Below are 22,604 nucleotides of genomic sequence, written 5' to 3' on the forward strand. Positions count from 1 at the left end.
CTGTTTAATTAATGAAAATTCTTATATGTAACACAATATATGTATAGAAATGAAAAGGATAGATGAGCTTAAGAAAATTAGCTCTATCTATCCTCTTTTTGTATACTTCAGGGTATGAATTGGCAGAATACCCCGCTTTGGAGTGAAATATCCGCGGAAAGGGGCAGAATACCGGCTTTGGAGTGAAATACCCGCGGAACGGGGCAGAATACCCGCGCTTTGGAGTGAAATACCCGCGGAACGGGGCAGAATACCCGCGCTTTGGAGTGAAATACCCGCGGAACGAGGCAGAATACCCGCGCTTTGGAGTGAAATACCCGCGCTTGACCTGCCTTGAATTGAGCATCATTTAGCTCCTGATAAAGTGCCTAATAGTGAGCTTTGGGTTCCTGTCATACCTAAATAATTACATAAAAGATTGTTGCTATTCAACTAACTGGTCGGGTTTGCTTAAGAAGGTTTTTAAAGAAGAATCCGCGAATATAGATAGTGAAAAATCCATAATGAAGGTGGTAAATCTAATGTCTACTTTATATCGTTCGAATACATATATTCCGGAATTAGTTCAGGCTAGCAAGTTATTAGCTAAAAGAAATGATTTCGAAGGTTCCTGTTCAGATGAAGCTGGAAGACTATTATCAGTTCTCGTTGGACAAATAACACAAGGGGAAATTCTTGAGGTTGGAACTGGTTTTGGTGTAGGAAGTTCTTGGATGCTTTCTACCATTGCTCCAACAGTAAAATTTATTACGGTGGATCATTCAAAAGAAAAAATTGATGCTACTGCCAATCAAATTAGACATAATCAAGCGGAATTTATTTGTGGAGATTGGAAAGAGGTTATTGCAAAAGAGAAAGGGCCTTTTCAATTTATTTTTGCCGATGCAGCTGCTGCAAAAACGATTGAAGGAGAACTATTATTCGATACATTAGATATCGGAGGAATGTTATTTATGGACGATTTTACTCCTGAAGAGCATTTTCCGGATGAATGGAAAGGGAAACCCGATAAAGTTAGGGAATATTGGCTAAACCATAGTGGATTGATAGCAACAGAAATTTACTTAACACCAACTTCATCTGCAATACTAGCAACGAAGATAAAGTGATCATCCTTGGGTGAAGTAAACGAAAAGGGAGAATTTATTCTACGCGTTTGTAGATTATATCTACTTTTTTGTTCTAATTTGTAATATTTTGAAAAAATGCTATAATTCATATAAATATTTATGGGTGATACAAAACTTGTGATAAATCTACTTCCCCCAGATTTATCCGATATATGATAGGAGGCAAATTTAATGAATAGTCCAATTTAATATTCCTCTATTAAGCCAAAATTCGAATGAAATATCGGGGGAAATATAATGAAATTGAATAGAAATTTTTCTTTATTACTATTGGGTCAGTCACTCGCTAATATAGGCGATGTATTATATATAGTAGGTGTTATAAGTACAATTTTTGTATTAACAGATTCTGCATTTGCAGCATCGTTTGTACCATTTACGATTGCTTCTTCTATGTTTATATCTAGTCTGCTAACACCTCTTTTGGTGGAGAAATTCAATCTGAAATGGTTACTTGCTGGATCTCAAATTACAAAAACGATTTTACTCTTTATTCTAGGGTTTTTGTTAATTGGTTTAACAGTAGCTAATTATTATTTTATCTTTTTTATAATAGGATTGATTGCTTTTTTTGATGGATGTGCAAATCCAATAAGACAGACTTTAACGCCGTACTATGTTAAACCTGAACATCTAATTCAAGCTAATGGAATTGCAGAAACAATTACGCAGATCATACAAGCAGGTATGTGGTTCGTAGGAAGTTCATTGCTCATGATTATGAGCTCTCAACAACTTATTTGGTTAGTTGGATGTTTATTTGTAATGGCAAGCATAATACTTTGCCTTTTAGAAAGTGTAAACAATCATGAAACAACCGAGCTAAAAGGGAAACTAGAAAAGATTAAAGAGGGTTGGAGAACTTTATCTAACACGCCAGTTTTAAGAAGAATTGCTTGGATAGAATTTTTGGAAACAATTGCAGCAACAGTTTGGATAGCTGCTATTTTATATGTATTTGTCAACGATGCTTTGAACGTCGGTGAAAAATGGTGGGGATTTATTAATGGAGCTAACTTCTTAGGTCTGATTTTAGGAAGTGCTTATTGTATTAAATTTTCCTCTTTTGTTGGAAGGAAAATAGCAACCTTTATTTTTGTCGGTTCATTCGCAAGTTTCTTATTCACAATATTATTTAGCATAAACAGCATTCCAATGATTTCCTTACTTTTATCGCTCCTTGTAGGGCTTTTTGGACAAATTAAACAAATTCCTCAACAAACGGTTATACAAACTAGTGTGTCAAAAGAACAGTTATCAACTGTTTATACCTCATTAGGTGCTATCGGAACTGGGATTTTTGGCGTTGGCTCTCTTGTTATGGGCGTATTAGCAGATTTGTTAGGAATTAGAATTGTATTCGTTATTTCGGGGCTATTACTTGCGATAGTAAGTACAATTGCTTATAAAAACAAGCCATTGTTTGTTAGAAATGTTTTGGAACAATAAAATTAAAGATGAAGGATTTATTAGCTTTTTAAGGTCTGAATAATAGTTTGTGAAGAAGGGCCATCATTTTTGATGGTCCTTCTTATTGTTTTAATAAAAAAGTACACCACTTATAAAAGTGATGTACTAATTGTTTATACAGACTATTGGAGAGGATTTTCTTTGTTTATGAAAGTCGACCGCTATAGTCTTCAAATTTAAATTCACGAATGACTTTAAGGCCTTCTTCATCGTTATAAGAAACGATTGATGGAAGATTTACACCATTAAACATATGATTTTTCACCATTGAGTAATGCGCCATATCTGTAAATACTAGACGATCTCCTGGTTGTAAAGGCTGTTTGAATGAATAATCGCCAATTACATCACCAGCAAGACATGTAAGCCCGCCCAGGCGGTATGTGTAAGCTAGCTCATTCGGTTGACCAGAACCGATAATCATTGGGCGGTACGGCATTTCTAGAACGTCTGGCATATGGCAAGTTGCCGATGTATCTAAAATGGCTAGGTTCATACCGTTTTTTTGTACATCGAGAACAGTTGCTACTAAATAACCTGTATGAAGTGCAACAGCTTCGCCTGGTTCTAAATATACGAGAAGGTTATATTTGTCTTGAATGTAATTAATGATATTCACAAGCTTTTCTACATCATAATCCTCACGGGTAATATGGTGACCTCCACCAAAGTTTAACCATTTCATTTGATGTAATACATCACCAAATTTTTCTTCAACAACTTGTATAATGCGCTCTAACGTATCAGAGTTTTGCTCACACATAGCGTGGAAGTGTAGGCCATCAATACCGTCAAGTTGTGACTTATCGAAGTTGGCTAAAGTTGTGCCAAGACGGGAATTCGTATAGCAAGGGTCGTAAAGTTCTGTTTCAATTTCAGAGTACTCAGGATTGATACGAATACCACACTCAATTGTTTTACCAGCAGATTTTACTTTGTCCTTATATTGGTGCCATTGGTTAAATGAATTAAACACAATATGATCCACATAACCAAGAAGTTCGTCCATTTCATGCTCCACATAGGCTGGAGCATAGACATGAACTTCTTTGCCCATTTTTTCATAGCCGAGTCGAGCTTCAAATAATGAGCTGGACGTAATCCCCGCTAAATATTCCCCCACTAATGGGAAGGTTGAATGCATTGAAAATCCTTTTAAGGCAAGTAAAATACGGCAACCCGTTCTATCTTGAATCGATTTTAAAAGTTCTAGATTTTTTGTTAATAATCGTTCATCCACTATGTAAGAAGGGGATGGAACTTTTGAGAAATCTATTGGCTTCATCGACTTAATTCCTTTGCATCTAACTCAAGGTCAAGTAATTCTGGATTATGGCTTTCTTGCCATGGTAGACCCCATTTATTTAATGCATCCATGAATGGATCTGGATTGAAGTCTTCTACATTCCAAACACCTGGTTTCCGCCATTGACCGTTCATCACAAGCATTGCACCGATCATTGCAGGTACGCCAGTTGTATAAGAAATAGCTTGCGAACCTACCTCGTTATAGCATTCTTCGTGGTCACAAACATTGTATACATAATAAGTTTTTTCCTTACCATCTTTTAGACCTCGAATAATACATCCGATATTCGTTTTTCCTTTTGTACGTGGTCCAAGTGATGCTGGATCAGGTAGTACAGCTTTAAGGAAGTGAATTGGTTGGATCATTTGTCCTTCAAATTCAATCGGCTCGATAGAAGTCATACCAACATTCTCTAATACTTTTAAATGTGTTAAGTATTTTTCAGAGAATGTCATCCAGAATCGAATTTGCTTTAAGCCTTTAATGTTTTTAGCAAGTGATTCAAGTTCTTCATGGTATAAAAGGTAAATATCTTTTGGTCCGATTTCTGGTAGGTTATAAACCTCTTTTTTCTCAAGTGGTGCAGTTTCTACCCATTCGCCTTCTTTCCAATAACGACCATTCGCAGTAATTTCACGAATGTTGATTTCTGGGTTGAAGTTTGTCGCGAAGTGGTAACCGTGATCACCAGCATTTGCATCTACAATATCTATGTAGTGGATTTCATCAAATTCATGTTTTTGTGCATGAGCTGTGAAAACGCCTGTTACACCTGGGTCAAAACCGCTACCAAGTAAAGCTGTTAAGCCGGCTTTTTCGAACTTCTCTTTATAAGCCCATTGCCATTTATATTCAAATTTTGCCGTTTCAGGTGGCTCGTAGTTTGCAGTATCCACATAGTGTACACCTGTCGCTAAGCAAGCATCCATAATCGTTAAGTCTTGATAAGGTAGTGCCACATTAATAACAACTTCTGGTCCGAAGGCTTTAATAAGTTCAATAACCTCTTCCGTATTGTCTGCGTCTACCTGTGCAGTATGAATCTTTGTTTTACCGCCATCTAGTTTTTCTTTTAGAGCGTCACATTTTGAAACAGTTCTACTTGCGATACAAATCTCCTCAAATACGTCCGAATTTTGAACACACTTGTGTACCACAACACTGGCCACTCCGCCAGCACCTATAATCAATGCTTTACCCAATTGTCTACCCCCAAATTCAAATAAGTATTGTCAAACAAGCTGATTATACAGAAAATTGAATCACTACTCAATGATTCTTTTTAAATTTTCTACAAAATTTTTTATATTTCAATAATAATCGTTCGAATTCAAAGGGGAACGCCACGAATAAAGAAGCATTTCATGAAAAAAAATCCCCTTAACTCTAAAGTGTAAAAGGGAAAATTCGGAAAACGTTATTTAAAAAAACGATTCGATATTTGTCGTTTTTCATCCTTCCATAAATAAAAAAAGATTAGGAGTAAAGTACTTAAAAACCCCATCACAAGGGCATATGTGCTGAAGGCCACATCTACTTGACTTTGCATAGCATAAATGAAAATAGCTCCTAGTGTTAACAAATTTCCCATAATCAGCGATACAAAATGAAATCGTCTATTCATAGCACAAGCCCTCCTATATATAGTTTCATGTTCTCAAAAAACGAAAATACACTTCAATTATCTCATAATTCAGAACTTTATCCAATGTTTTTTTATCGGGGTATTATCGTCACTGATGAGACGATGGAAAGACATGACTTACCGGCGAAAAGACACGTGTTAGCGGCGAAAAGGCACGAGTAAAGGCATGAGTTTAGCGGCGAAAGGCATGAGTTTAGCGGCGAAAAGGCACGTGTTAGCGGCGGAAAGCCATGAGTTAGCGGCTGAAAACCATGTCCAAGCGGCGAAACCCCGTGCCGAGCAACGCGAGTGAAGCGGCTCATCGGATTCCCTCGAGAAAACGCCAAGTCGAAACGGAAATCAACCCTCACTGATTTATTGATTCGATATTAAATTAAAAGAATTATAGAAAAATTATTTCTATTTAGTTTGTTTTAGATTTAAAGATGGTAAACTACCTATAAGACTTTTCTTTTGGTGAAGGTGAGGATTTTAATAGTGATGAAACAGCTTGATGAGCAAGTTCAACAAATAAATGAATTATTTTTAAATGGTCATGTGAAAGAAAGCTATGAATTAGCCAAAGTACTGTTAGTTGATAATAAGTTTACAGAACATGAAGCATATCTAACAATTCAGCAGCACGTCTCATTGTTAGAAGCGAACGGATATGCAAATATGCCAGTTCCTTCTGCTGAAAAAGTAAAGCAAAGTGTTGAACGTACGGATGGCTCTTATCCAGAGCGCGATGTACTCGCTGCGTACATAGGAAGTGAGGATGAAGAGCAATTTGGAAAAGTAGTAGATGAATTATTAGCTGGTTCGGTCGAGGCACAAGCAAATGCTTACTATACGATGGCTGAGTATTTTGCTCTTGCTAAGGAGCAGGATAAAGCGCTTGTGCAATATGCGGAAGCGATCAAACTACAGCCGAATAAAGCACTTTACTGGGGAGCCTTCGCGCAGTTTTTGAGTCGAAATGAAGGCAGTCCGTACTTAGCATTACGTCTGATTGAAGAAGCTATTCATTTAGATAGCATGAACCCCCGCTGGTACTATATTCAAGGGAATATTTTTTTACAGCTTGTCGCAGCTACAAAAAATTTAAGCTATTTACCTGCTCTTGAAGAAGCGTGGGAGAAGGCTAAGAAACGTTGCTCTAATAAACAGGTTTCATTAAAAGTAGACATTGCGAAATCCAATGATGTACTGTCACAATGGAAAAAACAATTGTTATAAGCGGAATAGGGAATCCGACTTAAGCTTGTTAGACGGATTTGCTGCAATGAGTGGGGGAAATGATTATTGAATAGCAATTAATAAAACCAGGCAGAGATTGGTAGTGAAACCTTTGCCTGGTTTATTATTATATAAATGTCTTCTGATTCAGCACTCGGTTTTTATCGATTACTAACATCTTATTTTTATGCCCGCAAGCTTTCCGAATATTTTAATGCAAGCTGCGTTCGGGAAGTTACTTGAAATTTTCGATACAAATTTTGCAGATGCTTCTTTACTGTATTTTCACTAACATATAAATAAGTGGCGATTTCTGCATTTTTACATCCCTTACATAAATAAATTAACAGCTCTTTCTCACGTTGTGTAATTTGCAATGATTCACCTGGCTGAACATATTGATTTAATAAATAGACATTTTCAATCATCCGCTTTACAGTAGATAACTTTTGACTATCCTGCTCTGTAAATGGTATTTCTCCATATTTTCGCAAAAAGCCAATAGCGGCTGTTGGCTTTTGCTGATTGTATAGATACATAACCATCTCGTCTATAAAATCATTTTTTTGTAAAAAGCGCTCAACATAATACCGCTTTTTTTTCATCGATATGACTTCATTTCGTTGCATTAATTGAATATCGGGTTGATTTTGCATATTCACTGGGTGTAAAGGATCGTAATATTTATATTCATGTAGGTAATTTTGTACTGTATAAGTCTCCACATTGAAACAGACAGGGTGTTCATTTAATTCCCCATCTGCCACTTCCCAAAATACTGTATGTTCATATTGAAAACACTCACTCAATACTTGCAACATATTCAATTTAAAGTTTTCGCTTGTTTGTTGCATATTCATATTCGAAATCTTAAACGTTGCTTCTAATAAAAACTCCACCTCTTTATGTTCATGCAATATTAATTCCTCCTATTTTCTGCTTTAAGTTCATATATTCTTGTTCGTGAGAAATTATCCTTTTGGGTAATATCAATTTTTTTCGTCTCAACTTAAGATGAACTTGTAAGTCAAAACTATTATGAGGTGATCAGATGAATTTACAAGAATATGCATCCTATGATGGTCTTGGATTAGCGGAGTTAGTGAAAACAAAGCAAGTGACACCAGAAGAACTTACAAAATTAGCGCTACAAGGTATTGAAAAGGTTAATCCTTCGATTAATGCAGTTGTCAGCGTGTTAGAGGAACAGGCTGAAAAAGCGATTTCAACTTTACATGATGATCAACCATTTGCAGGTGTACCATTTCTAATTAAAGAAGTTGTCCTCCATGCGGAAGGTGTGCCGCATAGTATGGGAAGTCGTGTAGCAGAAAAAGCTGTATTGTCTGTCGATAGTGAATTAATGAAACGTTTTAAAAACGCGGGTTTTGTATTAAGCGGTACAACCACAACACCAGAGTTCGGCTATAATGCCGCAACGGAAGCTGTCATTTATGGGCCAACTCGTAATCCATGGAATCTAGAGCATAGCCCTGGTGGTTCAAGTGGCGGTGCAGGCGCTTCTGTCGCAAGTGGCATTGTCCCAATCGCTCATGGCAATGATGGTGGCGGATCCATTCGTATTCCTGCATCATGCAGTGGAGTCGTTGGCTTGAAGCCTTCACGTGGTCGAGTGCCAATGGGGCCTTATAATAGTGAGGCATTAAATGGGTTAGCCATTGAATTTGCGCTAACAAAAACCATTCGTGATACCGCAACACTACTGGACCAAGTAGCTGGGCCAGACTTAGGGTGCTACTCGATTATTCAAAGTCCAGAAATTCCTTACAGTAAAGCCATTCAGCAAAAGGTACGCCCACTTAAAATCGCCTGGACAACAGAAACAAATTCTGGTGCATTTGTTGATCCGGAATGTATTGAGGCCGTGCATAAGGCCGTAAATTTATTAGAAGCATTAGGGCATGAATTAGTCGAAGCTCGACCAGTTTACGATCAAGCACCATTTTTACGGGCAACGGTAAATATATGGACAGCGAATATTTATAAAATGATTGAGGGAGCAGCGGAAATAACAGGTAAAACACCTTCGCGCGATAATATTGAAGCGGCCATTTGGCAATGCTATGAATACGGCAAAGATTTAAAAGCTAGCACACTTTTAGAAGCCATTAATACGAATGCACTTGTATCACGTCAAGTAGCGACATTCTTTACAGATTATGATGTGCTTTTAAGCCCAACAATCGGCACATTACCAGCGAAAATTGGTGAGTTAAATGCGGATAATCCAAACATTTCAGCAATTGAATGGTCGGAGCAAATTTTCACATACGCACCGTTTACAAATTTGTTTAATGCAACAGGGCAACCATCATTATCATTACCGCTTGCAATGAGTACGTCAGGCTTACCAATAGGGCTGCAATTTACAGGACGTTTCGCAGATGAGTTAACCCTTCTTCAGCTTGGAAAACAATTAGAAGAATCTGCACCGTGGAAAGATCGAAAACCACCCGTACACGTGGGTGCAGAAGTTAAGGAAATTGCGACATCATAAAAAAAGTAGGTGCAAGATTTTTTCTTGTACCTACTTTACGTACATCTTAAAAAACTAATATTATTTGATACGATTCTCCATACAATGTTTATATGCGATAATAGTTAATAAATTTTAATTTTCAAAAATCAAACGTTATAATTAATCTACTAAAGTTGAAGGGATGATGAATGGACGATGAGGCAAATAATTCTATTTTAAATGTAAAGTGATAAAAATAGGATTAGCCTGTTCATTTATTATACTTTTATGATGCTTACCTCATTGTAGACTTATTTTTTTACACAATAAATTTATTAACTAATCCTTCTGAAGAAATTTTCAGAGGGATTTTTTATTTGTTTTTGCATATACATCCAAATTCAAAGGAATGGAATGATACGATCCACAGTAAAACGCAAATTTTCGAAGATATAATTCAAATTTTGAAAATCTCAATTCGAAAATTTTAGAGGATCCTGTACCAGAAAGACAAAATTGGAATGTAGGATTAAGACAAGTAAAACGTGTATTAGTAAAACGAAATGATGATACAGGCGTAAAGCCACACATCTATATACCTTGGACACCGCAACATTTACTTGAAGATATTGATCTAAATCATGTTTTACGTTTATGTCGTCAAAATTAAGAAAGTACACTAAAAGGGGATTGCGATATGTGTTACACCATAAAAAGTTTACCTAACTGATTTAAAAGAAGTTGCCCAATCTTAAAAACTCGAATGGCAATAGGAATAGGTTTTCCAATAACATCATACAAATAATTTAATAAAGTAATAGCAAGGAAATGAATAAATATTAGTATAATGTTCTATTTATGTATTTTTATGCTATAATAAAACTATAAACGGACGTATGAAACATATCTTATTGCATGAAAGAAGTGTTTATTTGAGTTTATATGTAGCGTATGTATTAGTAGGACTTGCGATTGCCATGCCTGTTGGAGCCATTACAGTAGAAATGACCAAACAGGGACTAAAAAATGGCTTTATGCATGGCTGGGCTGTCGGGCTTGGTGGGATGACGATTGATGTTGTATTGGTTTTTGCATTGTATATGGGACTAGCGTCCATTTTAGCAATGCCGATCATTCAAATTCCTATGTGGATTATTGGGGCAGGATTTTTATTTCTATTAGGGCTCGATTCAATCAAAAATGCTGATCATGATATTACGCTTGCCGGAGAGAAAGTGACGAAATCATTTTTTGCTTCTTATCGTAATGGTTTACTAGTTGCCATTTCGCCTGGAAATCTAGTATTTTGGGTAAATGTTTTCGGTGTTGTACTAGCTAAATCTTATGGGCAAGGCGAGTCAGCAAACTTTTTAGTAATTGCTGCAGGTGTACTGAGTGGCATATTGTTACATGATATAAGTTTGATGGCCATTGTTTCGGTTAGCCGTAGAGCGATGAGTCGTAAGGTCATTAAGTCACTTACAATGGTTGCGGGCTTATTACTAATTGGCTTTGCCGGCTATTTTATCTATGAATTTATACAAGCTATTAAGATCTATATATGAAAAGTGCGATCCTAAAAGATCGCACTTTTTCTTGTTCGTTTATAGGAATTTGACTCTCGAGCGTGCTTTTTCTGAAAAACTGTGAGATATAAAATCATACAGAGAATAAGCATTGTCCCAATAAACTGAAAGCCACCAAATGCAATTTTAAGCCAGAAAACACTTGTAATAACAGCTGTAAGGGGCTCCAGACTACCAAGTAAACTTGTTTCTTTCGGCGATAAATAATGTAAACTTGCGATATAAAACCAAAATGCTAGCATTGTCCCAAAAACAACGATAAACAGAAAGTATAAGATTGTTGAAAATGCCCAATTGGACATGTCAATTTGCCATGGCTGATGGAAAAGGCTCATCACAATACCACCAATAAGCATTGACCATCCTACAACGAGCAATGAGTGAAACTGCTGTAAGAGTGGAACAGCATATAACGTATAAAAAGCAGCAGAAAGACCGGATAAAATTCCCCAAAACACGGCCATCGCTGGGACAGAAAGTGTAGACAGCGAGCCATTTGTTAGTAGTAAAAAAGTGCCGGCAAGTGTCAAAGTCACAGCGATGCCATCCTGCCTTGTCAATTGACTATGCTTCGTTATTAAATAATAGGCCATAATAAAGAGTGGTGCTAAGTATTGCAATAAAGTCGCTACAGCAGAGTTTCCTATAGCAATCGACATCATATATGTATATTGAACAGCCAGCATGCCAAGTAAACTAAATAAAATTTGTCTAAAAGCATTGTGCTTTGTTCGCCACATCACAAAAATAGATTCTTTACGATGTGTAATTTTGTAGATTGTTATGAGCATTAGACCGGCTAACAGAAGACGACTGGAAACGAGCCAGCCAACCTCAATATTTTCCTGCTGAAATAGCTTTTGTGCGACGGTACCGCCAACACCCCAAAAACTTGCCCCTAGAATGACAAGAATAAAACCAAGCGTGCGATTTTTCTGTGTAGATTGATTCATCGTAAAACATCTCCTAAACTATCAATATAAAGCAATTATAAGGAATGTTATGCTTAATAAATATCGATTTATAACATTAAAAATATCAATATATTGAGGTGTACGAAGTAATGGCGTTAACACATATTAAAATTGCGAAGGATTTACAAGAATTAACGTTACATGGGACGAAGGAATTTCCAGTGGCTCTGTATGAGACGGTTTTGCAACTAGATAGTTTAGATTTCGTACCGTTACATTGGCATAAAGAAATTCAATTTGTCTATGTGAAAAGCGGTCTTGTGGAATACCGAGTAGGAGCGGATGTATTTGTACTTGAGGAGGGGGAGGGGGTTTTTGTCAATGCATCAGGTCTACATGAAGCCAAGCCTTTTCAAGTAGAGCAGGCAACAACTTTCTGTATTAACGTGGATCCGTTACTATTAGGCGGGCACAAGGACAGTATTTTTGCCACTAAATATGTACTCCCATATATAACGAGCAATAGACTACCTTACGTAAAGCTCTCAGGTCAATTGGCGCAAAAAGTAGAAATCGTAGCGAAATTACTGCAAGAGCAAGCCATTTTTTATGAGCTAAAGATATGGAGAGAGTTATTAGTCATTTGGGAAACGATTTTGTCTCAATCAATGCTAACAGAAGAAATCCTAGACCCAGCCATTATTGTGCAGCATGAGCGCGCAAAGGATATGATTGATTATTTACATGCCCATTATCAGGAGAAGGTAACTTTAGAAAATCTAGCTGCCCATGTTTTTTTAAGCCGTGCAGAATGTAGTCGCTTTTTCAAAAAAATGGTCGGCATCACACCATTCACATATTTACTACATTATCGTCTTCGCAAAAGTATGGAGCTTTTACGTGATAGCGATCAGTCTATCACTACAATTGCGACAACAACAGGCTTTAGTACAGTAAGTTACTATATTGAAAAATTTAAGAAATATACAGGCTATTCCCCACATGCCTATCGTAAATGTTTTTTTGAAAAAGAATAGCATAGCAATGGAAAATAGACAGAGCCAATACCCATGTTTACAATGAATCGCTTCATCCTAAGCAAAGGCTTGTTTTTGGTCTAAATAATAGTTTCTCATCTTTGTTATGATCATTTCTGTAATGTAACTATTTGTATTTTAATCCTTCTAATAGGTAGTAGAATAAATTTGGAGGTGGTTCAATGAAAAAATCGATGTTCCTGATGTTATTCGTCATTCTATTTTTACTTTCTGCTTGTTCTAATGAAAAAACGCAAACATTAGAAGATTTTTATAAGGATGCAAAAATTGAAAAAGTGCACAAAGTGATTATTCAAGATGGTTCAACCGGTTATTCTAAAACGATAACGAAGCATGAACAAATTAGTGAATTTCTAGATCTGATTAAAAATATAAAATTTACTCCACAAGATAATCAAGAAAAAAGTGTAGGTTGGCGATATAGTATTGCTCTTTTTGATGGCGAAAAAGAATTTAAATTCACGCTACATCAAATTGGCAATACCTATTACGATTCAAACCCAGATATTCATCCAATTGTAGAGAACTATTACAAGCAGTTAGATATTGTAGAAGAGTAATGGCTAAAGAGACCTCTCATTATGGAGGTCTTTTAATTTTGCATTTGCCTTTGCCTTGATTTCGTTAAGATATGTGAAAAATTCTTGAAAATTATAGAAATAGAAACGTCATTTTATTACTGAAACTATTGACAGTATTTACTATTTAAAATAAAGTGAAGTTAATAGTAAAGATACCTTTATTATTAACTTACTTAAAGGATTGAATGCACTATGACAAACAATGAAGAACTGATTTATAAGCATGTGGAGGAAATAAATGAAGCTATTTATTCGATGGATAGCCATTTCATAAAGTTACATCAACATTTAATCAGTGATGAATTATCTCCTAAACAAATAATTCTTTTAGATTTTATTAAAAAAAATAGCCAAGTGACAATTGGGCAAATCGCAAGTTATATGAATATAACTTCTAGTGCTGTCGGACAGCTTGTTAGCAAACTTGAAGAGCAGCAATATGTATCTCGCAGCATTAATCCTGAAAATCGACGTGAAATATTTGTAAGTCTCGATACTTCAGGCCTTAAGTATTTTGATCGAGAGGAAGAAATCAAACGTTTTATTATCTCAAGATATTATTCGAAGCTTGAGTTAAGTGAAGTCGTGCAATTAAAAGAGATTGTTCAAAAGTTAAACCAAATTGTATTAAAGGAAGGAATTATTCATGAAATAAATGAAAAGGGAGAGAGTTAACATGATGGCATTGAAGAAAAAGCAAAATATATGGCTAGCATTTTTGTTAGTCGTACTTACCAGCAATTACACACTTTATAACACTGGACTTGGTTCATCAATTTTACCTTCTGAAACAAATGGCGTTGTGCTTGGCTCATTAATTGATTTTGTTGTGATTATGCCTGTTTTATTTCTGCTGTATAAAGGGCAGTTTTCTATAAAACAAGCGATTATTTTAGCAGCGGCTGGTTGTATTGCAGCCCGTTTTATTATTCCAATAGAACATTTGCAGCCATTTGTTGCGGTGACTTGGGCTGGGTTTGCGATTGAAGGTACGCTTATTCTATTAGAAATTTTACTCGTTGCAACGCTTGTGCGCTACATGCCTAAAATTCTGGCGGATGTGCGATCCACTACTTTACCAGATCTGTTCTCATTTCCGAAAGCAGTTGAAAAACATGCACCAAAGCATCCGATTATTCAAATGCTTTGCGCAGATTTTTTAGTATTTTATTATGCTTTTGCAAGCTGGAAGAGAAAAGAGCACCCTGGTTTAACTTTGCATAAAAATTCGAGCTATATTGCCTTTATCATTATGCTAATCCATGGAATAGCCATTGAAACGATAGGGATTCATTGGTGGCTACATGAGAAATCAATGATTCTTTCTATTCTATTACTTATTTTAAATGTATACTCTGTTCTCTTTTTTTTAGCGGATATGCAAGCCGTTCGCTTAAATCCTGTCTATGTAACATCTGATAAATTATATTTGTCTTTAGGATTAATGAAACGAGCGGAAATTCGCTTTGACCAAATTGAAGAGCTTATTGAGGATAAGGAACAGTTGGAAAGAAAATTATCCAAGGATACAATTGATTTTATTGCCCGTGATTTTGAAGCGGTATACCCACAGTTTATGTTAAGAATGAAGGAACCTGTGGAAGTAACTTTCATGCTGGGGTTTAAAAAACGTTATAACAATGTAGCGATTAAAGCTGACCAAGCTCAGGAATTTAGAAAAATGCTTCTACAGGGAATGGAAGATAATAAATAATAAACAACAGGTGCTAGCAAACGAAGCTGGCACCTGTTTTGTTTGGATCAGATTTATAAGATTAAAATAATAATTAAAATAATAAGAACACACAATATTGGCAAATCTACAAATCCCTTTAGCAATCGATTGCTAGCTACCTGAATTTGTTCTTGGGATACTTGAAAGATTGTCCATATTTTATGCTCGAAGATTTGTTGGATGACCGATTGCATCATTGAGCGTAAAGTAAAATAAAGAATGCCAAGTATGATTATTTTTGCCCATACTGGCACAATAATGATGAGTCCAATACCACTCAATAAAAAACGAAGATATCCAAAGCGATACTGTTTTTGGCGAAGCATCGTTTTACATACTAATTCCTCTATAAAATAATCGGAACGTTGAAACATGCGCTTTGAATTTTTCCATAGTAGGCGAGGCTTTTTTAATTTCGGTACTAACTGACTTCGAAGTTCAGGGGCAATCCGGAATAAAATACTTTGCCATCTATAAAAAGCTGCTTGATCGAGCTCTACTTGCTGATCAAAATATTTAGTGCTATTGATAAAATGTCTATTATAATAGCTTGTGCAATATACAAGAAGAATTAGATAAATAAGTGAAGTAATAATAATAGGTACATATAAAAAGCAAATTGTACCGATTATTGATAATAAAATGTTACTTAGTAGTTGCTGCCATTTACGAAGCTTTAATTGTAAAAGTACCTTCGTAAAATTAGACGTAAATAGTTGTAGTAGTAAAACGAGTAACTCTAGTATGGTTACATGATGAACGATTATAAAAATGGGCGCTAATAAAGCAAGGGCAGAACTAAGTATAATTAGGTGCTTACTTAGCGTCCAATAAAGGCCAGCGCGTTTTAACTGTATCATTCGTTTTCGGTGTTGGATTAAAAAAAGACGATCGGCTTGCTGCAAATAAGTACGAAGAGTTTCGATACTTGTGATAATAAATAACAGTACAATGAAAATCACTAGCGGAATATGTACAATCCAAGACGTACTAATAGTTAAGATAAAGTCTTTATAAAGAAAAAAACCAATGACTAGTGATGGTACAACAATATATAAGGCAACTGTCCAATCGATAATGTTTGCCAGTAGCTTGAAATTGTTGGAGCGCTCTAATTTTCGTCGTTGCTGCGCTAAATTAGTCATGGTGATTTTCCTCAAGCAGTATGTCGAAAATATCCAGAAGCGATGCTTGGTCCTGTTTCACCGCTAAGCGTAACGATGCGAGTGTACCTTGCTGTAAAATTCGCCCATGATCAATTAATATGAAACGATCACAGATTTTTTCTGCCGTATCGAGTGCATGTGTACTCATTAAAATGGCAGCACCTTGCGCTTTTAATTCTTCTAAAATTGTTAAGAGTTTACGCATTGCCTGTGGGTCTAGTCCCATAAATGGTTCATCTAAAATATAGGTAGAATGCTCGTCAAGAAATGCTAAAATAAGCATCACTTTTTGTTGCATACCTTTGGAAAACGTTGTTGGAAAATCGTGTAGCTTATGATCCAATTGGAAAATCTTTAGTAATTCATTCGCGCGATTTGTTAAAGAATTTTCTTTATCAGCTACACGTAAATAAAAATCGATATGCTCCCACAATGTGAAATACTCATACAAAATGGGTCTTTCCGGTACGTAGCCATAATTTCCTAGTGTCACTTGACCATCCACTATTGGGAGTACTCCCATCATTGCTTGTAAGGTTGTACTTTTACCTGCCCCATTAGAACCAATTAACCCAACAAGCTCACCACTGTTTACTTGAAATTGAATGTCTGTAATAATGGCTTCGTTCTCTACATAGCCACCTTTATGTATGTTAATATCTATTGCCATTCACTCCCTCTCTTTGTTTTATTTACGAACAAAGGAGGAAAATGTTTCAAGTTTTGAGTGATTTCTTGTTCGGAATTACAACAAATGCAATTACTTAAACTTGGACCAACGAAAAGAGCTTTGCATCGTCCTAAATCGAATATTGTAAAGAAATTACCGTGTTATTATTTTGAATACATCCATTTGAAACCATTATATTTCTCATTGGCATATTGTCAATTTGAGTCATTCCTAAATAAGACATTGCTTTAAAATCATTTTTCAATCTGTATAATCCTATTGAATGTAAGTTCTTTCCCAATCCTGTCCTCAGAAATTTAGGATGAATGCCTATCCAAAAAATGCGTCCTTCATTCGCTGTATTTGGTTCTATATGAGGAAAAACTACACCAACAGGTTCATTGTTAACTATATACACTGTAAACATTTCCTTTACTTGTGACGGGAGTTCGGTGTTCATTCCAGTTAAAAAGGTTTCTGCATCACTAAAACTTGTACCCATCACTTCAGATAAAAAAAGGATAGAGTTATCATCTGAAAATGACCATACTTCATAATCTTGTGTCGAAACATTTAATGGTGACATGAAAGATCTCTTATATATAACTCTTTCACCAATGATATCCATTTTAGCCCTCGTACAATTTAAGTGATCTAAAAGAATTTTAGGACACTCGAATCTAACTTTTTCCAGTCTACTACTTTGTAATTCACCTAAAAGTTCGTGTATAAGCCTGTCTATTTCAGAAGCAAGATGAAGTCTATTTTCTGAAATTTCTAACATAAGGACATTTTCACTTTTTAGGTAATGTACGCCAACCCTTTGTAGATGTTGAAGAAGTTTATCCATGAAATTCCACCTCTTTTTAAAATACCTCACATTCATTTTCCTACCGGCACGTACCCCGCGAGCCGAAAAGCTTAAGACCATTAGGCAAGGAAATTTCCACAATAATTTTTACCGAAAGCCCCTTGCCCAAACGCACCTCTTAATCTAGGTGAGCGATTGCATTTAATAGATCTTCACACACTGCATCCCAAAATTGTTGATGTACAGCATCACAATACACATATAGCTCTTTACTTTGGACATGTTCATATAGCTCAGAAATCTCTTCTTTATGAAAAAAGAGTCGATGATTTAATGCTTCTCGTTCTTCTTCAATGCAAAATGTTTTATACAGATCTGCAAGCCGTTCAAGCTTTGCTAACTTTTGTTTCGTTCCCTCATATTGTGATTGGTGAAAACGTCCTACTGCTGTAGTCATCAAGCTCTTTGCACGATGTTCCATATTTAATGCTCGCAATTCTTCCTGACGAATAGCTACACGATACCAAAATTCATAGCGAATTGGTAAATCTTTTAGTTCGTATGTAAGCGCAGATTTTAAAATAAAGCCAACATGCTCATAAGTATCTATAATCTTTTCTGACTCTTTAAAAATACCAAACATACAGCCACCCCCGTTTAGATTAATACTACGACCGAAGAGTATAATCCTTTTATTTTTCTAAAATATTGAAATTTAGGTAGATTTGATCGTGAGTTAAAATAAAAAATCTTGTTACATTTATTTATGCAACAAGACTTTTAAAGTTGATAAATTAATTGGATTTTATATTTTGATGTTGCCTCAAGGTAAGAATCTAGTGTTTTTTGTTGAAGTAAAAGGTTGCTGAGTTATCACAAAATTCTCTATCTTCCGTACGGAAAAGAGCTATTTTTGAATAAATATGGAAATATTATTTACAAAATAAATTTATATGTGTTAACTTAAAAAGTGTTAATGGTTAACTTAAAGAGAGGGGGAGGTTAACGATGCAACATTTTTGGGTTGTAGGAACAGATACCGATGTAGGTAAAACGGTTGTCACTACATTGCTGATGCGTCAATTACAAGAGCATGGTCTACAAGTGACACCTTATAAGCCCGTGCAAACAGGAGAAGTTTGTGAGAATGGGCAATGCTATTACTACGATACAGCCATGTATGAAAAGTATTCAATTCAAAGTCTAAAGCAAGCAGATTTAAATGGCTATTCGTTTAAAGAAGCCGCATCACCACATTTTGCTGCACAGCTGGAGGGACAGCAAATTAATGTGGAGCATTTATTACAGCAAATTCAGCTGTTACAGCAAGCCTACGATGTCGTAATTTGTGAGGGAGCAGGGGGGCTTTTTGTCCCGCTAGATACATATGGAGAAAAAATGCTTCTTGATGTAATCGTTCAAAGTAAGCTTCCGGTCGTTCTTGTCACACGAACAACACTAGGAACGATAAACCATACATTGCTTACACTTGAGGCATTACATGCTCGTAATGTTGAGGTTCTCGGCCTTGTATTTAATGGAGATACAGGTAGTCAGATGGAACAGGATAATGTGAAGATGATTTTACAACAACATGAATTGCCATATGTGACAATCCCGAAGCTTGGCGATATTTCAGAGGTTGTTGACTTTTCTATTTCACACTCATCTTTGTTTGAAAGGTTGGTCAAATATGAAACAATCATTAACTGATTTACAGACGAGAGATTTACAGCATGTTTGGCATCCATGCTCACAAATGAAAGACTATGAGCAATATCCGCCTATTGTTATTAAAAAAGGACAAGGTGTATGGCTATACGATGAACATAATAATCGCTATTTAGATGCCGTATCTTCCTGGTGGGTAAATTTATTTGGACATGCGAATCCACGTATAAGTCAAGCATTAAGCGATCAAGCGTTTACATTGGAGCATACGATCTTTGCGAATTTTTCACATGAACCTGCCATTAAGGTAGCAGAAAAATTAGTTGCCTTAACGCCAGAAGGGTTAAATAAAGTATTTTTTGCAGACAACGGCTCGTCGGCAATAGAAGTAGCACTCAAAATGAGTTTTCAATATCATATGCAAACGGGAAAAACGACGAAAAAGCGTTTTTTAGCTTTAACAGATGCTTATCATGGTGAAACACTTGGAGCCTTATCTGTTGGTGGAGTAGGGCTATATAACGAAGTGTATCAGCCGCTGTTATTGGATACCGTGCGTGCCCAAGGACCAGATTGCTTCAGATGTCGATTTGGAGAGAATCCTGGAAGCTGTAAAGCGCAATGTATACAATTTGTGGAAGATGAGCTTAGTCAGCATCATGAAGAAATTACAGCTATTATTATTGAGCCACTCATTCAAGCGGCTGCAGGGATGAAAATGTACCCTCCAATATACCTGAAGCGGTTACGAGAACTTTGTACAAAATACGATGTTCACTTTATCGCAGATGAAATTGCAGTAGGGTTTGGTCGTACAGGTACATTATTTGCCTGTGAGCAAGCGGGTATTGCGCCAGATTTTATGTGCTTATCAAAAGGTTTAACGGGTGGTTATTTGCCACTATCTGCGGTGTTAACGACGGATGATGTATACAATGCATTCTATGATGATTACGGTACAATGAAAGCTTTTTTACACTCTCATAGCTATTCTGGTAATACACTTGCTTGTCGAGTAGCCCTAGAAGTGTTGACGATGTTTGAAGAGGAGCATGTGATCGACATGATTAAAAACAAGGGTGAACGTATGCGTAAGCTTGCTCAGCTGGCGTTTGAAGAGTTGCCATTTGTTGGTGAATATAGACAGGTGGGACTAGTTGGCGCTATTGAATTAGTCGCCAATCGTGAAACTAAGGAGCCACTTCCTAGTGAGGAACGCATCGGCTATCAAATATCTAAACGCGCCTTAGCAAAAGGTCTACTAATTCGTCCTCTTGGCAATATATTATATTTCATGCCACCATACATTATATCTGATGATGAAATGGATTTTATGATTGAGACAACAAAAGAGACGATTATGCAATTTTTTGAGGAGCGGGAGGGAGTAAGTTGTTCAAAGGACAATCAACACTGTCACTTGTGATGATTGCAATGTTTGCCGCATTAACCGCAATCGGCGCATTTATTAAAATACCGCTACCAGTCGTGCCCTTTACATTACAAATTATTTTTGTTTTTTTAGCAGGAAGCTTGCTCGGTAGTCGAAATGGATTACAAAGTCAGCTCGTTTACATAGGGGTTGGTTTAGTTGGTTTGCCAGTTTTTACACAGGGTGGGGGAATCACTTATGTATTACAACCAACATTTGGCTTCCTGATTGGCTTTGCACTGGCCGCCCTCGTAATTGGTTTGATGATTGAAAGAGTAGATAAACCAACGAAAAAACATTTTATTTGTGCAAATATTGTTGGGCTAATGATTATTTATGGGGTGGCAGTTCCGTACTTATATGTGTCTTTGAATTTCTGGTTACACGTGAAAACGAGCTGGTCACATATTTTCGTAGTTGGTTTTTTAAATAGTATTGTTGCCGATTTTTGCTTAGCGATAGCTTCTGCATTTTTGGCGGAGCGACTTTACAAAGTATTTAATTCCGCAAAATCTTTAAAAATTGTAAAAGTAGAGAGGGAGAATGTTTAAATGAATTGGTTACAGCTAGCAGATGAAGTTATTGATGGGAAGATCATTAGCAATGAAGAGGCACTTGCCATTTTAAATAGTGATGATGATGAACTATTGAAGGTAATGGATGGTGCCTTTGCAATTCGTAAGCACTACTATGGGAAAAAAGTAAAATTAAATATGATTATGAATGCAAAGAGCGGATATTGTCCAGAGGATTGTGGCTATTGCTCACAGTCATCTAAATCAACAGCACCGATTGAAAAATATCCATTCATTACGAAAGAAGAAATTTTAGCAGGGGCAAAACGAGCTTTTGACAATAAAATTGGCACTTACTGTATCGTAGCAAGTGGTCGTGGGCCAACTCGCAAGGATGTCAATGTCGTAAGTGAAGCTGTTACAGAAATTAAAGAGAAGTATGGCTTAAAAGTATGTGCTTGTCTTGGCTTATTAAAAGAAGAACAAGCACAGCAATTAAAAGAAGCGGGGGTGGATCGTTACAACCATAACCTAAATACATCTGAACGCCATCACTCTTATATTACTACGTCCCATACGTATGAAGACCGTGTAAATACGGTTGAAATTGCAAAGAAGCATGGCATCTCACCTTGCTCAGGTGCCATTATTGGCATGAAAGAAACAAAAGAGGATGTTGTCGATATTGCGCGTGCTCTACATCAATTAGACGCAGATTCTATCCCTGTCAACTTCTTAAATGCGATTGACGGTACGAAATTGGAAGGGACGAAAGAATTAAATCCTCGCTATTGTTTAAAGGTTTTAGCGTTGTTCCGTTACATTAATCCAACAAAAGAAATTCGTATTTCTGGTGGCCGTGAAGTCAATCTTGGGTCACTTCAGCCACTAGGCTTATATGCAGCAAACAGTATCTTTGTTGGGGATTATTTAACAACTGAAGGACAAGAAGCAAACAGTGATTATCGTATGCTTGAGGATTTAGGCTTTGAAATTGAATTATCGGAAAAGCAAGCAGCAATTTGCTAAATAAAAACTTATCCCGCATTAACGGGCAGTAATGAACTGCCCGTTAATACCGATTGATGAATAATCAGTGGGGGATAAAGAAAACCCACTGATTAAAGTTTCACTTTATGAAATAAAATCTACTACTATTACTTAATTATCATCGAATTGGAAAGTCGTATGTGCGTCGTGGAAAAGGCGTACAT

At 36.3% G+C, this 22,604-nt stretch carries 22 protein-coding genes; 13 read left to right on the plus strand and 9 right to left on the minus strand.

Going from position 1 to position 22,604, the window contains the following annotated elements; translation table 11 throughout:
• Positions 1-521 precede the first annotated feature (521 nt).
• Together MOK21_RS09420 and MOK21_RS09425 are read left to right on the plus strand one after the other, a co-directional pair.
• Positions 522-1,109: an O-methyltransferase gene (locus MOK21_RS09420; RefSeq protein ID WP_249073679.1), complete on the plus strand. Its 588-nt coding sequence runs from the start codon at positions 522-524 to the stop codon at positions 1,107-1,109.
• Positions 1,110-1,367: 258 nt separating this feature from the next.
• Positions 1,368-2,579, plus strand: coding sequence for an MFS transporter (locus MOK21_RS09425; protein WP_249073680.1), 1,212 nt, complete (start codon positions 1,368-1,370; stop codon positions 2,577-2,579).
• A gap of 166 nt (positions 2,580-2,745) precedes the next feature.
• Here MOK21_RS09425 and nspC read toward each other — a convergent pair whose 3' ends face one another.
• The 3 genes from nspC to MOK21_RS09440 all read right to left on the minus strand — a co-directional run bounded on the left by nspC (position 2,746) and on the right by MOK21_RS09440 (position 5,533).
• Entirely contained in the window at positions 2,746-3,885 is a 1,140-nt protein-coding gene (gene nspC / locus MOK21_RS09430; RefSeq protein WP_249073681.1) for a carboxynorspermidine decarboxylase, read from the minus strand.
• On the minus strand, positions 3,882-5,111 hold the full coding sequence (locus tag MOK21_RS09435) for a saccharopine dehydrogenase family protein (RefSeq protein WP_249073682.1): 1,230 nt from the start codon (positions 5,109-5,111) through the stop codon (positions 3,882-3,884). The genes nspC and MOK21_RS09435 overlap by 4 nt, the downstream gene beginning before the upstream one ends.
• 215 nt (positions 5,112-5,326) lie before the next feature.
• Complete coding sequence (locus MOK21_RS09440; RefSeq protein WP_249073683.1) at positions 5,327-5,533, minus strand: hypothetical protein; 207 nt, start codon at positions 5,531-5,533, stop codon at positions 5,327-5,329.
• 501 nt (positions 5,534-6,034) lie between these two features.
• Between MOK21_RS09440 and MOK21_RS09445 the strand changes: the two genes are divergently transcribed.
• Positions 6,035-6,772 (plus strand): tetratricopeptide repeat protein, encoded by a 738-nt coding sequence (locus MOK21_RS09445; protein ID WP_249074087.1) that lies wholly within the window; start codon positions 6,035-6,037, stop codon positions 6,770-6,772.
• 185 nt (positions 6,773-6,957) lie between these two features.
• Here MOK21_RS09445 and MOK21_RS09450 read toward each other — a convergent pair whose 3' ends face one another.
• Positions 6,958-7,689, minus strand: a complete 732-nt coding sequence (locus MOK21_RS09450) for a response regulator transcription factor (RefSeq protein ID WP_249073684.1) — start codon at positions 7,687-7,689, stop codon at positions 6,958-6,960.
• 134 nt (positions 7,690-7,823) lie between these two features.
• Here MOK21_RS09450 and MOK21_RS09455 point away from each other — a divergent pair, with 134 nt between their 5' ends.
• Together MOK21_RS09455 and MOK21_RS09460 are read left to right on the plus strand one after the other, a co-directional pair.
• The gene (locus MOK21_RS09455) at positions 7,824-9,290 is read left to right on the plus strand and encodes an amidase (protein WP_249073685.1); all 1,467 of its coding nucleotides are present in this window, start codon (positions 7,824-7,826) and stop codon (positions 9,288-9,290) included.
• Positions 9,291-10,183: 893 nt separating this feature from the next.
• Positions 10,184-10,816: a LysE family transporter gene (locus MOK21_RS09460; RefSeq protein WP_249073686.1), complete on the plus strand. Its 633-nt coding sequence runs from the start codon at positions 10,184-10,186 to the stop codon at positions 10,814-10,816.
• An 11-nt stretch (positions 10,817-10,827) separates the two neighbouring features.
• On the opposite strand, the gene MOK21_RS09465 is transcribed toward MOK21_RS09460, so the two are convergent.
• On the minus strand, positions 10,828-11,790 hold the full coding sequence (locus tag MOK21_RS09465; protein WP_249073687.1) for a DMT family transporter: 963 nt from the start codon (positions 11,788-11,790) through the stop codon (positions 10,828-10,830).
• Positions 11,791-11,900: 110 nt separating this feature from the next.
• Here MOK21_RS09465 and MOK21_RS09470 point away from each other — a divergent pair, with 110 nt between their 5' ends.
• The 4 genes from MOK21_RS09470 to MOK21_RS09485 all read left to right on the plus strand — a co-directional run bounded on the left by MOK21_RS09470 (position 11,901) and on the right by MOK21_RS09485 (position 15,104).
• Positions 11,901-12,788: an AraC family transcriptional regulator gene (locus MOK21_RS09470; RefSeq protein ID WP_249073688.1), complete on the plus strand. Its 888-nt coding sequence runs from the start codon at positions 11,901-11,903 to the stop codon at positions 12,786-12,788.
• A gap of 182 nt (positions 12,789-12,970) precedes the next feature.
• The gene (locus tag MOK21_RS09475) at positions 12,971-13,369 is read left to right on the plus strand and encodes a hypothetical protein (RefSeq protein ID WP_249073689.1); all 399 of its coding nucleotides are present in this window, start codon (positions 12,971-12,973) and stop codon (positions 13,367-13,369) included.
• Positions 13,370-13,582: 213 nt separating this feature from the next.
• The gene (locus MOK21_RS09480; protein ID WP_249073690.1) at positions 13,583-14,065 is read left to right on the plus strand and encodes a MarR family winged helix-turn-helix transcriptional regulator; all 483 of its coding nucleotides are present in this window, start codon (positions 13,583-13,585) and stop codon (positions 14,063-14,065) included.
• Between the two features lies 1 nt (position 14,066).
• Entirely contained in the window at positions 14,067-15,104 is a 1,038-nt protein-coding gene (locus tag MOK21_RS09485) for a beta-carotene 15,15'-monooxygenase (protein ID WP_249073691.1), read from the plus strand.
• Between the two features lie 53 nt (positions 15,105-15,157).
• On the opposite strand, the gene MOK21_RS09490 is transcribed toward MOK21_RS09485, so the two are convergent.
• The 4 genes from MOK21_RS09490 to MOK21_RS09505 form a co-directional block, all read right to left on the minus strand.
• Entirely contained in the window at positions 15,158-16,270 is a 1,113-nt protein-coding gene (locus MOK21_RS09490) for an ABC transporter permease (protein WP_249073692.1), read from the minus strand.
• Positions 16,263-16,961: an ABC transporter ATP-binding protein gene (locus MOK21_RS09495; RefSeq protein ID WP_249073693.1), complete on the minus strand. Its 699-nt coding sequence runs from the start codon at positions 16,959-16,961 to the stop codon at positions 16,263-16,265. The genes MOK21_RS09490 and MOK21_RS09495 overlap by 8 nt, the downstream gene beginning before the upstream one ends.
• A 130-nt stretch (positions 16,962-17,091) precedes the next feature.
• On the minus strand, positions 17,092-17,811 hold the full coding sequence (locus MOK21_RS09500; protein WP_249073694.1) for a GNAT family N-acetyltransferase: 720 nt from the start codon (positions 17,809-17,811) through the stop codon (positions 17,092-17,094).
• A 139-nt stretch (positions 17,812-17,950) separates the two neighbouring features.
• The gene (locus tag MOK21_RS09505) at positions 17,951-18,415 is read right to left on the minus strand and encodes a hypothetical protein (RefSeq protein ID WP_249073695.1); all 465 of its coding nucleotides are present in this window, start codon (positions 18,413-18,415) and stop codon (positions 17,951-17,953) included.
• A 365-nt stretch (positions 18,416-18,780) separates the two neighbouring features.
• Between MOK21_RS09505 and bioD the strand changes: the two genes are divergently transcribed.
• The 4 genes from bioD to bioB are packed head-to-tail and all read left to right on the plus strand — an operon-like array spanning position 18,781 to position 22,419.
• Positions 18,781-19,485: a dethiobiotin synthase gene (gene bioD / locus MOK21_RS09510; RefSeq protein WP_249073696.1), complete on the plus strand. Its 705-nt coding sequence runs from the start codon at positions 18,781-18,783 to the stop codon at positions 19,483-19,485.
• Complete coding sequence (gene bioA / locus MOK21_RS09515; RefSeq protein ID WP_249073697.1) at positions 19,466-20,869, plus strand: adenosylmethionine--8-amino-7-oxononanoate transaminase; 1,404 nt, start codon at positions 19,466-19,468, stop codon at positions 20,867-20,869. The genes bioD and bioA overlap by 20 nt, the downstream gene beginning before the upstream one ends.
• Positions 20,869-21,426: a biotin transporter BioY gene (locus tag MOK21_RS09520; RefSeq protein ID WP_249074088.1), complete on the plus strand. Its 558-nt coding sequence runs from the start codon at positions 20,869-20,871 to the stop codon at positions 21,424-21,426. Before bioA ends, MOK21_RS09520 begins: the two co-directional genes overlap by 1 nt.
• Positions 21,427-22,419, plus strand: a complete 993-nt coding sequence (gene bioB / locus MOK21_RS09525; RefSeq protein WP_249073698.1) for a biotin synthase BioB — start codon at positions 21,427-21,429, stop codon at positions 22,417-22,419.
• Positions 22,420-22,604: the final 185 nt, after the last annotated feature.

The organism is Lysinibacillus sp. BPa_S21 (assembly GCF_023337795.1).
In the GTDB taxonomy this organism is placed as follows: Bacteria; Bacillota; Bacilli; order Bacillales_A; family Planococcaceae; genus Lysinibacillus.

Excerpts from the sequence above, each read along its gene's own strand:
- MOK21_RS09425 (WP_249073680.1), top strand. The coding sequence starts at position 1,368 with ATGAAATTGAATAGAAATTTTTCTTTATTACTATTGGGTCAGTCACTC.
- bioA (WP_249073697.1), top strand. The coding sequence starts at position 19,466 with ATGAAACAATCATTAACTGATTTACAGACGAGAGATTTACAGCATGTT.
- MOK21_RS09495 (WP_249073693.1), bottom strand. The coding sequence starts at position 16,961 with ATGGCAATAGATATTAACATACATAAAGGTGGCTATGTAGAGAACGAA.
- MOK21_RS09470 (WP_249073688.1), top strand. The coding sequence starts at position 11,901 with ATGGCGTTAACACATATTAAAATTGCGAAGGATTTACAAGAATTAACG.
- MOK21_RS09505 (WP_249073695.1), bottom strand. The coding sequence starts at position 18,415 with ATGTTTGGTATTTTTAAAGAGTCAGAAAAGATTATAGATACTTATGAG.
- MOK21_RS09500 (WP_249073694.1), bottom strand. The coding sequence starts at position 17,811 with ATGGATAAACTTCTTCAACATCTACAAAGGGTTGGCGTACATTACCTA.
- bioB (WP_249073698.1), top strand. The coding sequence starts at position 21,427 with ATGAATTGGTTACAGCTAGCAGATGAAGTTATTGATGGGAAGATCATT.
- MOK21_RS09420 (WP_249073679.1), top strand. The coding sequence starts at position 522 with ATGTCTACTTTATATCGTTCGAATACATATATTCCGGAATTAGTTCAG.
- bioD (WP_249073696.1), top strand. The coding sequence starts at position 18,781 with ATGCAACATTTTTGGGTTGTAGGAACAGATACCGATGTAGGTAAAACG.
- MOK21_RS09445 (WP_249074087.1), top strand. The coding sequence starts at position 6,035 with ATGAAACAGCTTGATGAGCAAGTTCAACAAATAAATGAATTATTTTTA.
- MOK21_RS09455 (WP_249073685.1), top strand. The coding sequence starts at position 7,824 with ATGAATTTACAAGAATATGCATCCTATGATGGTCTTGGATTAGCGGAG.
- MOK21_RS09440 (WP_249073683.1), bottom strand. The coding sequence starts at position 5,533 with ATGAATAGACGATTTCATTTTGTATCGCTGATTATGGGAAATTTGTTA.
- MOK21_RS09485 (WP_249073691.1), top strand. The coding sequence starts at position 14,067 with ATGATGGCATTGAAGAAAAAGCAAAATATATGGCTAGCATTTTTGTTA.
- MOK21_RS09475 (WP_249073689.1), top strand. The coding sequence starts at position 12,971 with ATGAAAAAATCGATGTTCCTGATGTTATTCGTCATTCTATTTTTACTT.
- nspC (WP_249073681.1), bottom strand. The coding sequence starts at position 3,885 with ATGAAGCCAATAGATTTCTCAAAAGTTCCATCCCCTTCTTACATAGTG.
- MOK21_RS09520 (WP_249074088.1), top strand. The coding sequence starts at position 20,869 with ATGATTGCAATGTTTGCCGCATTAACCGCAATCGGCGCATTTATTAAA.
- MOK21_RS09490 (WP_249073692.1), bottom strand. The coding sequence starts at position 16,270 with ATGACTAATTTAGCGCAGCAACGACGAAAATTAGAGCGCTCCAACAAT.
- MOK21_RS09465 (WP_249073687.1), bottom strand. The coding sequence starts at position 11,790 with ATGAATCAATCTACACAGAAAAATCGCACGCTTGGTTTTATTCTTGTC.
- MOK21_RS09480 (WP_249073690.1), top strand. The coding sequence starts at position 13,583 with ATGACAAACAATGAAGAACTGATTTATAAGCATGTGGAGGAAATAAAT.